This window comes from Virgibacillus xinjiangensis (genome assembly GCF_042643145.1).
In the GTDB taxonomy this organism is placed as follows: Bacteria; Bacillota; Bacilli; order Bacillales; family Amphibacillaceae; genus Virgibacillus_O; species Virgibacillus_O xinjiangensis.
In genome coordinates, this window is the sequence record NZ_JBHRSA010000023.1 from 1 (window position 1) to 9,103 (window position 9,103).

Annotated in this window: 10 protein-coding genes; 9 read left to right on the top strand and 1 reads right to left on the bottom strand. The window is 50.4% G+C overall.

Annotation, left to right across the window (positions count from 1 at the left end):
- The first annotated feature begins 340 nt into the window (after positions 1 to 340).
- Together ACFOGI_RS05700 and ACFOGI_RS05705 are read left to right on the top strand one after the other, a co-directional pair.
- Positions 341 to 604 carry a hypothetical protein gene (locus tag ACFOGI_RS05700; protein WP_390269766.1) on the top strand — a complete coding sequence of 88 codons (264 nt, stop codon included), beginning with the start codon at positions 341 to 343 and terminating at the stop codon, positions 602 to 604.
- Between the two features lie 20 nt (positions 605 to 624).
- Complete coding sequence (locus ACFOGI_RS05705; protein ID WP_390269768.1) at positions 625 to 813, top strand: DUF6366 family protein; 189 nt, start codon at positions 625 to 627, stop codon at positions 811 to 813.
- Between the two features lie 542 nt (positions 814 to 1,355).
- Here the strand turns inward: ACFOGI_RS05705 and ACFOGI_RS05710 are convergent.
- A complete protein-coding gene (locus ACFOGI_RS05710; RefSeq protein WP_390269771.1) occupies positions 1,356 to 1,745 on the bottom strand; it encodes a hypothetical protein in 390 nt (129 codons plus the stop codon).
- 359 nt (positions 1,746 to 2,104) lie between these two features.
- On the opposite strand from ACFOGI_RS05710, the gene ACFOGI_RS05715 reads away from it, so the two are divergent.
- From ACFOGI_RS05715 to ACFOGI_RS05745, 7 genes are all read left to right on the top strand, one after another.
- A complete protein-coding gene (locus ACFOGI_RS05715) occupies positions 2,105 to 3,529 on the top strand; it encodes an alkaline phosphatase (protein ID WP_390269774.1) in 1,425 nt (474 codons plus the stop codon).
- 544 nt (positions 3,530 to 4,073) lie between these two features.
- Positions 4,074 to 5,018 carry an NERD domain-containing protein gene (locus tag ACFOGI_RS05720; protein WP_390269777.1) on the top strand — a complete coding sequence of 315 codons (945 nt, stop codon included), beginning with the start codon at positions 4,074 to 4,076 and terminating at the stop codon, positions 5,016 to 5,018.
- Positions 5,019 to 5,388: 370 nt separating this feature from the next.
- Entirely contained in the window at positions 5,389 to 5,742 is a 354-nt protein-coding gene (locus ACFOGI_RS05725) for a lmo0954 family membrane protein (RefSeq protein WP_390269780.1), read from the top strand.
- 24 nt (positions 5,743 to 5,766) lie between these two features.
- On the top strand, positions 5,767 to 6,402 hold the full coding sequence (locus tag ACFOGI_RS05730) for a PspA/IM30 family protein (RefSeq protein WP_390269783.1): 636 nt from the start codon (positions 5,767 to 5,769) through the stop codon (positions 6,400 to 6,402).
- A 65-nt stretch (positions 6,403 to 6,467) separates the two neighbouring features.
- On the top strand, positions 6,468 to 7,199 hold the full coding sequence (gene liaF / locus ACFOGI_RS05735) for a cell wall-active antibiotics response protein LiaF (protein WP_390269786.1): 732 nt from the start codon (positions 6,468 to 6,470) through the stop codon (positions 7,197 to 7,199).
- Entirely contained in the window at positions 7,196 to 8,236 is a 1,041-nt protein-coding gene (locus ACFOGI_RS05740; protein ID WP_390269789.1) for a sensor histidine kinase, read from the top strand. The genes liaF and ACFOGI_RS05740 overlap by 4 nt, the downstream gene beginning before the upstream one ends.
- Entirely contained in the window at positions 8,229 to 8,861 is a 633-nt protein-coding gene (locus tag ACFOGI_RS05745) for a response regulator (protein ID WP_390269792.1), read from the top strand. The genes ACFOGI_RS05740 and ACFOGI_RS05745 overlap by 8 nt, the downstream gene beginning before the upstream one ends.
- The last annotated feature ends 242 nt before the right edge of the window (positions 8,862 to 9,103 follow it).

A 9,103-nucleotide genomic window follows, 5' to 3' on the forward strand; every position in this document is an offset into this window, starting at 1 on the left:
CTCCATATAAAACCAACTTGGTTTCCTTATCAGGGAGAGTGGATTACACAGACTTCTTGACACTACCGAGCTGTCGCCCGAGTGAGCGGTAGCGCGGCCTGAGTGGAGGTTGCTGTCGCCCGAGTGAGCGATTGCGCGGCCCGCGTGGCGGGAGCTGAGGCCCGAGTGAGCGTGAGCGCAGCCCGAGTGGCGGTTGCTGTCGCCCGAGTGAACAGGTGCATGGCATAGCCTGATGGAATAGCTATGCTTAGAGAGTGATAGAAAAAGGTAACAACCCCAGATTATGAGGAACATAGCAAACATGAATGACAACAAATTATAATCAAAGGGAGAAAATGAAGTGTTAAGTCTTTTATTCAGCGTACTAGGATTTTATCTATTAATTATATTGCTTATCTTGATATGGGATTGGCTTGTAGGCGCTGTAACAGTGCTGGCGGCAATTGTGGTCCTATTTGTAGCAAGTGCAATCGTCGTAGGGATTGTGCAAGGTGTGAAGGAAGGGATAAAGGAAGAAATAAAAAATAAAAATGATGCAATCGAAGCAGTATTAGGTTTTGCAGTAATACTGGCCATTGTGGGGTTGCTGATTTGGTGGTTGTAGCGAATGAGAGGGGTGAATACATGGGTAAAAATGAAGAGACTCCGGAAGAAAGAAGAGAAAGGTTGCGGCAACAGGAATTGAAGAAACCTTCGAGCAGTATTCACGGAAGCAATCTTGCTGACTTGGTAGGCGGTTTAGGTTGGAAGGGGACCGGGATATTGGTTCTCGTATTGATAGCGGGTTTCATTGTTTATTCTATCTATCGTTGATGGTGATTGGGGGCAGGAGTGGAGGTTGCTGCCGCCCGAGTGAGCGGTAGCGCGGCCTGAGTGGAGGTTGCTGGTGCCCGAGTGAGCGGTAGCGCGGCCTGAGTGAAGGTTGCTGTCGCCCGAGTGAGCAGGTGCGAAGCCCGAGAGTCAGGAGCAGAGGCCCGAGTACAGTGGTCCGCGGCCCGAGCCGGGAGTGCTTTCGCCCGACTAAAGCAGGTGAGGAGAATACATTGGATTCTACAAAAGAGAAAGACGATAGAAAATGGGAGTATGTAAAGAAATGACGTCCACAGCTATGGATGAAAGAGCTTCGCGAAGGGGCAGCGTCGTTTTCGATTTCGACAATGGGACATCCATACGCTGCCCGTCCGGGAGTTTCATCATACGATTGTGCTGCATTTCGATAGAGCCGTGCTCATGGCGGGTGGTACAGGTGATAGCGGGATTGCAGGCATAGCATAGGGACCGGGAGCGGTAGCTGGCCCTTCTTCATCTGATCCACAATCGACGGTGTCCAGATCGACTGCTTATCCCACATATCCCTACACCTCCTTCACGGTAATCGCCGGAGAATACTTGGATATCTTGCACCCATCCAGATCCCGCTCGTTCAACAGTCCGAGCTCGACAGCGGCGTTGATTTTGTCGCCGTCCGGCTTCTTAACCACTTTAATCAGATCCTCCATATTCAATTCCTCGAGGCGCGAGATGGTCGCGTCATCCACAAATCTATCCGAGCGGCGGACTTGCCGCTGTAATTTGAAATTTCCTTCGATCAATTCTCCTTTTACATTCGTTCCAACCTGCTCATCAAAATAGGCATGAAAATCTTCCTTGAGCTGGTTCATTTCTTGATCGATTTCCTTGCGACGACGATGCAGCTCATGAAAACGAGCCAGCATGTCCTCGGTGATCGTCCTCGTCTTTGTCATTGAACCCCTCCCTCAATGGCTTGTTGCTTTATTCTATTTATATCGGACAGGGATTATGACGGAAACAACTTATTTCTTTGGATGGACAATCAATTCAATGGGATGACGTTCAAAAGTCCTTAATTTTATGCGGCAATTCCAGATAAATCTTCCCCTGGGTCAAAAGGTGCACACGCGTATGAATAGGTGCCATTCCGCCATTTATTGGCAATAATTCCTGCGTTTCGACAGGATATACAGACAAAAAGTATCAGGAATTTAGGTGGAAAAAATTTCAAATTATCTTAATATGAGCTTAACTTTCTATTAATCTCTTTTCTTTATACTTGGTTTGTATCACATTTGAGAGGAGAGATTTCATGATTAAAAAGATAGGGATCGCCGCACTGAGTGCCGGCTTACTATTTTCAGCGGCTGCAGGTGCAGGCGCACATCCTGGAAACGGGAATGGAAAAGGAAACGCACCCGAGTGGGCTGGACAGCCTGGAGGGCCTTGGAGTGTAAAGGACGATGAGAGAGGTAACAGCGATGATGAGAGAGGCAATTCGGAGCAAGAGGTGGAAAATGTCATCTACATGATTCCGGATGGATTCAATACGGACTATGCAGCCAATTATCGTATGTATAAAGGAGAGGAAGCGGTCTGGGACGACCTGCTGAAAGGCATGTTCACTACATATTCTGCTGACTCCAATATCACGGATTCAGCAGCGGCCGGCACCGCCATGGCAACCGGCGTGAAGACGAATAACGGAACCATCGGACTGGACACGGATGGCAATGAAGTTCAGACCATCCTGGAATACTTGAAGGAAGAAGAGGATAAATCAGCAGGGCTTGTCGCTACATCAACCATCACCCATGCGACCCCAGCCTCTTTTGCCGCACATAATATAGACCGCAACAATGAAACAGAAATTGCCGCAGATCTGTTGGAAAATGAAGTAGACGTCCTGCTAGGCGGCGGAAAAAATAACTTCCTGCCTGAATCTGAGGGAGGAAACCAGCCAGAAGCAAATCTCTTGGAACAAGCAGCAGAGCAAAACTATCAATTCGTGGAAACTCCTGAAGCATTGAGTGAAGCGGATGTAGACGTGGAAGAAGGAGAAAAACTGCTGGGACTGTTTGCTGACGGCGCCCTTTCCCCAGAAGTGCTGCGTGATGAGGCAGAAGAGCCAAGCTTGGCAGAAATGACCGAAACAGCGATCAGCACCCTGGAAGAAGATGAGGACGGATTCTTCCTGATGGTGGAAGGCAGCCAGATCGACTGGGCCGGCCATGCGAACGACGCTGGATGGGCAATGACAGACGTTGAAGCATTTGAACAAGCAGTAGAAGAAGCCGTTGAATTCGCAGAAGAAGATGGCGAGACACTAGTCGTCGTTGCCGGTGACCATGAAACAGGCGGCATGACCGTCGGTGCCAACGGATCCGCAACAGCAGATCCTGACGTCCTGCGCGGCATCACAGCAACTGGCGAGTCCATGGCTTCCCAGCTGAATGAGGAACGCAGCAATGTCGCCGACGTGCTGAACGAGCATACCGGATTCGACCTGACTGATGAGGAAATCCAGTTCATCCAAGAAGCGGATGACGCAGCCACTGCCATCAACAAAGTGGTCAGCGACCGCGCCAATATCGGCTGGACAAGCACCAACCACACCGGCGTAGATATTCAAGTATACGCATACGGCCCGGGAGCCGATGAGTTCTCTGGCTACCATGACAACACCGACCTGCCGAAGATTATTGGTGACGTGTTGGTTGTCGAGTTTGGTGAGTGATTTTTGAGGGAGTAGGTTGATGTGGCTGAGGCTGTCGCCCGAGTGAGCAGGGCGCGGCCCGAGTGGAGGTTGCTGACGCCTGAGTGAGCGGGTACGTGGCCCGAGTGGCGGGTGCTGTCGCCTGAGCGAGCAGGTACGCGGCCCGAGTGGCAGGAGCTGACGCCTGAGTGAGCGGGTATGTGGCCTGAGTGGCGGGTGCTATCGCCTGAGTAAGCGGGTACGTGGCCCGAGTGGCGGGAGCTGTCGCCTGAGCGAGCAGGTACGCGGCCCGAGTGTTGCACTCCCTCCTCCTCCAACAGAATTTTTATCAAAAGCTTTTTATAAACCTTCCTGTAGATGGGGATGGACTAAGTCCATTCTCATCTTTTTTCTCAAGGATCTACTTTTCTATTTTTACTAGACCTATGAGTGCCATTTGGAAATTTCCCCTATGGAGAAAAGTTAATTATCCAGCTACTCTACGGACTGAAAAGCCTATTTTACACTTTTTCCTTTCTATCAAACTCTCTATAAAATAGAAGTAAAATGGAAAGGTGGCAGGTATATGCTGATTAAAAGACGGACTAAACCCCTGCTGTTGAAGAAGCATGAGGCATTGATTCCGAGGCTGCAGCGAAACTTCCCAAGGTTCGACGAAATAGAATATGATTATCATAAGTACAGAAAGGGATATGAGGGGGAGCGGCAGGTCGATTATTATTTGGAAATTGTGTCGGATGACTATACGATTCTGCAGGATGTGTGTTTGCAGTTGCGGGGCAAGACATTCCAGATGGATAACCTCGTGATCACCCCGAATGGCATCTACATCATTGAAGTGAAAAATTATGAAGGAACGATCATCTTTGATACCGCCTTGAATCAGTTCACCCGTGATGATGGTGAGGCGGAAGCCGTTTTCGGACACCCGGTAACACAAGCGGAAATCCAGAAAATGAATCTCCAAAATTGGATCCTCGACAAGAAACTCCCCAATCTTCCCATCCATTATTTCATTGCCATTAGCAACCCTGCCACGATGATCAAAATGAAAGGGGAGGCCTCGGAAATCTCCCATGTAGTCACCCATGCGGCGGGCATTCCAGTCAAAATTGTGGAGATGGACAAGCGGCTGGCTCAGTCCAAGCTAAAGGAACATCGCAGACTCGGCAACCTGATTCTGAAGGAATGCAGGGAATATGACCAGGACATCATGCAAAAACATCAACTCACCGAGCGGGCGCTCTTGCCGGGTGTAGCCTGTCCGGAGTGCGGGCAATTGGGAATGAAGCGGATATATAACAATTGGGCGTGCACAAAATGTAAGCATACATCGCGACAGGCGCACGTACAGGCGATGGAAGATTACAGGCTGCTGATAGGCCAACGGATGAGGAATGCACACTGCCGGCACTGGTTGCAGTTGAATTCCAAAAACATCGCCACCAAGCTGATGAGGGAGTATGGAATGGAATATAGAAAGGAACAACGGTGTTGGTATAAGAAATAGTATTGGGGTTTTCTGCGGATGCAGAAAACCCTTATTTAATTGGTCTGTATAAAATATGGGTTAAAGGGGGGGGGTTGTAGTCGGGCTGCGGTCTTCTTAACTCGGTCGCCAGCATATTCCACTCAGGCCACATGCACCTCACTCGGGCGCCAGCAAGCTTCACTCAGGCCCCATGCCATCTCACTCGGGCGTCGACCATCGACCGCCCACCCGGGCCGCGACCATCTCAACTCGGTCGCCCATCACCGCATCCCCTCCCCCAATCCCCATCTAAGCCTCCAGACCTACTCAAAGATATAACCTAGGCTCATTACCGCATCTCCGCTTTCCCGGTAAGATGGAATCAAGATAGAGAAAGGAGGCGGAAGGCATGAGGAAATTTGTATTGTTTGTCGGCGGGCTGGTCGCTTTGCTCGTGTTATTGGCCAATCTGGGGCCGATGGTATTGCTGGCAGTGAGCGGCTGGCTGCTGTATGTGGTGTTCAAGAAGTTTGTGAAGAGTGATTCGACGGCGGCGAAGGTCGGTTGGGTGATCATCGGCTTGATCGTTCTGAGTATCGTATTTTCCAATATTTACGCGGTGATTGGTGTGGCAGCGGCTTATGCGCTGTACTGGATCTACCAGAACTGGAACAAGGATGACAGTGACCCGGTGGTCGATGTTATGGACAGTGATGACCCGTTTACCAATTTCGAGCGCCAGTGGGCCGAAATCAATAATTAATCACAACTAAAGGAGAGATTGCGAATGGCAAATACAAACATTTTCACACGGATCAAGGATTCCCTTTCAGCGGATCTGCACGATATGATGGATCGGAAGGAACAGAAGAATCCGATTGCGGCGTTGAACCAATACCTGCGCCAGAGTGAGCAGGAGACGGAGAAGGTGCGCCGGCTGATCGGCCGCCAGCATAAGCTGAAAGAAGAGTTCACTAGAGAGTATTTGAAGGCACAGGATCTAGCCGATAAGCGGGCAAGACAGGCAGACATTGCCGAAAAAGCCGGGGAGACGGATATGCAGGAGTTCGCCTGGAAGGAACAGGAGGAATACCAGGCGCGCGCTGACCGGATGAAGGCGAGCCGGGACGAGGCGATCAGTGAGTTGGAGACACTGGAACAGAAGTACGAGTACATGAAGCACCGGCTGAAAGATATGCACCTGCGCCGGATGGAATTGATGGGCCGTGAGAATGTTGCTCATGCCAACCATCAGATCAATAAAGTCGTCGATGACGCGTCCGACCATTCTTTTTCCAAATTCGAGGAAATGGAGCGGTATATCGAAGGGCTGGAGCATAAAGTGAATAGTGCCCATTACCGCAGCACATTCGACAGCAAAATCGCCAAACTGGAGAAAGAACTGAACGAAAAAGCCAACTAATGATATACTGATAAAGGCGCAGCAACTGCGTCTTTATTACATAGAAACGAAAGGAGGGCTGCCCGATGTTCAAACATTTTCATACCGATACACTCAACTGGATTCTGATCATCGGGGTCGCCCTCTTTATTTTTGAAATCATCTTTTCCTTCGGGGGCACGCTGATCCCGGCGATATTCTCTGCCATCTTCATGTATATCGGCTGGAAAAACTTTCAGCGGCTGTGGGGGAAAATCGTCTTCTGGGTCTTCCTGATCAGTGTGGTGTTTGCCATATTGAATCTGCTGGCGGTGCGCTTTCTGATTGTCGCTGCAATCGTCCTGTTTGTCATCAACTACCGGAAAGCCAGCAAGGAAAAACAGCAGATCGAGCCGATCCTCCCAGGCACGGACGAGTTGTATGCCGAGCCGGTTGAGAAGGTAGAACCATTATTCGACCATAGAATATTCGAGGAGCAGCGGACAGAGGATGCCGCCTACCAATGGCGGGACGTCAACATCCACGGCGCATTCGGCAACCGGATGATCGACCTCAGCAACACGGTGTTGCCGAATGATACGGCGATCATTTCCATCCGCCATATCATGGGAAATATCGAGATTTACGTGCCGTATGAGGTGGAAGTGAGTGTCCATCACAGTTCCGTCTTCGGCCGTGCGCATATTTTGGGGAACAATCATGAAAAACTGATGAACCGGTCCCTGTTCTATCAAACGGAAAACTATGACAAGGCAGGCCCCCGCGTGAAAATCATCACCTCCATCTTCTCGGGAGATATCGAGGTGAGACGCATATGAAGATCATCATCCGACATGTTGTAACTGCCGTCATCTGCAGCCTGCTGCTGAGCCTCATCCTGGTCGGCGTAACGCTGACTGCATTTTCCATCACGGACTGGTCCATGATCTGGGAACAGACGATTTATGATGTGTCCTTCCTTGCATCCGTTGCCGGTATTGCGGTGACCGTCGGTGTCATCGTTGGCATTTCCACCGGCTGGTATTGGAAGGTACGTCTCCATCAGATCGACCGCAAACTGATCCAGATGGTCAAAGGGCAGAAGGTCGATGAGGAAGACGCTTATAAAGAACTCGACAGCATCCAGAAGCATATGGAAGAACTACAGGAAAAAATCCGGCAGCAGGCAGAACATTCCCAACGGCTCGCCACCGAACGGGCAACCGAGCGGGAAAAGAGCCTCCAGGAAATCGTCGTCCAGGAGCGGAACCGCCTGGCCAGGGAACTGCATGACTCCGTCAGCCAACAGTTGTTCGCTGCATCCATGATGATGTCAGCCATCAATGATTCCAATCCGCCAGAGGACACAGACATTCAGAAGCAGCTGCAGATGGTGGAGAAAATGATCCATCAATCACAATTGGAGATGCGTGCACTGCTTCTTCATTTGCGGCCGGTCGCGCTGAAAGGCAAGTCCCTGCAGGAAGGAATCCGTGAGCTGTTGCTAGAGCTGACGCAGAAAATACCGATCGAGATTGACTGGAAGGTGGAAGAGTTCCCGGTCGATAAAGGGGTGGAGGACCAGCTCTTCCGCATCCTCCAGGAGGCCGTATCGAATACACTGCGGCATGCCAAGGCAAGCACCTTCCACATCATGCTGATCGAGCGGGATGACATGATCATCCTGCGAGCGGTCGATAATGGTGTCGGTTTCGATATGAACAAAATAAAAACAAGTTCCTACGGCCTGCAGAACATGAAAGAGCGTGCCTATGAAATCGGCGGCACCTTCAAGGTGATCAGCCTGCCGAACGAAGGAACAAGGCTGGAAGTCAAAGTTCCAGTCGTAGCGAAGGAGGGAGAAACCAATGATTGATGTCCTGTTTGCCGATGACCACGAAATGGTGCGGATCGGCGTCTCCGCCTATTTGTCCGCACAGCCGGACATAGAGGTAGTCGCAGAAGCAGATGATGGAGGAGATGCGGTCGAAAAAGCACTCGAATTGAAGCCGGATGTCATCCTCATGGACCTGGTCATGAAGGAAATGGACGGCATCGAGGCGACCAGGCAGATCATGGCACAGTGGCCCGAGGCAAAAATCATCATCGTCACCAGCTTCCTCGACGATGAAAAAGTCTACCCGGCCCTCGAGGCAGGAGCAACCAGCTACATGCTGAAAACCTCCAAAGCCAGCGAGATCGCCGAAGCTATCCGCGCCACCCATCAAGGCCAGTCCATCCTCGAGCCGGAAGTCACCGGCAAGATCATGAACCGAATGCGGGAAAAACCATCCGACGACCTGCATGACCAACTGACCGACCGGGAAATGGAAATACTCAAGCACGTCGCCCAAGGAAAAACCAATCAGGAAATCGCTGATGAATTATACATTGCGTTAAAAACAGTCAAAGTCCACGTCAGCAATATATTAGGGAAACTGGAAGTCCAAGACCGCACCCAAGCCGTCATCTATGCATTCAAGCATGACTTGGTGGAGTAAGGAGTGGGACTTCTGGCTATAGAGAAGTGATTTCTTTTTAGGGATCACTTTTTTTAATGGAAACATTAAATAAAAACCTTTGGAAGCCCCGCTGCACTCGGGCCGTGAGTTGAGCTAGTCGGGCCCCGGTATACCGCACTTGGGCCGTGAGCTGCGCCAGTCGGGCGCCGGTATACGATTAAGTCCGTATAATTGTGTAAAAGTGTAAAAAAAAGAATGGATCACATCAATTCTTGGTTACA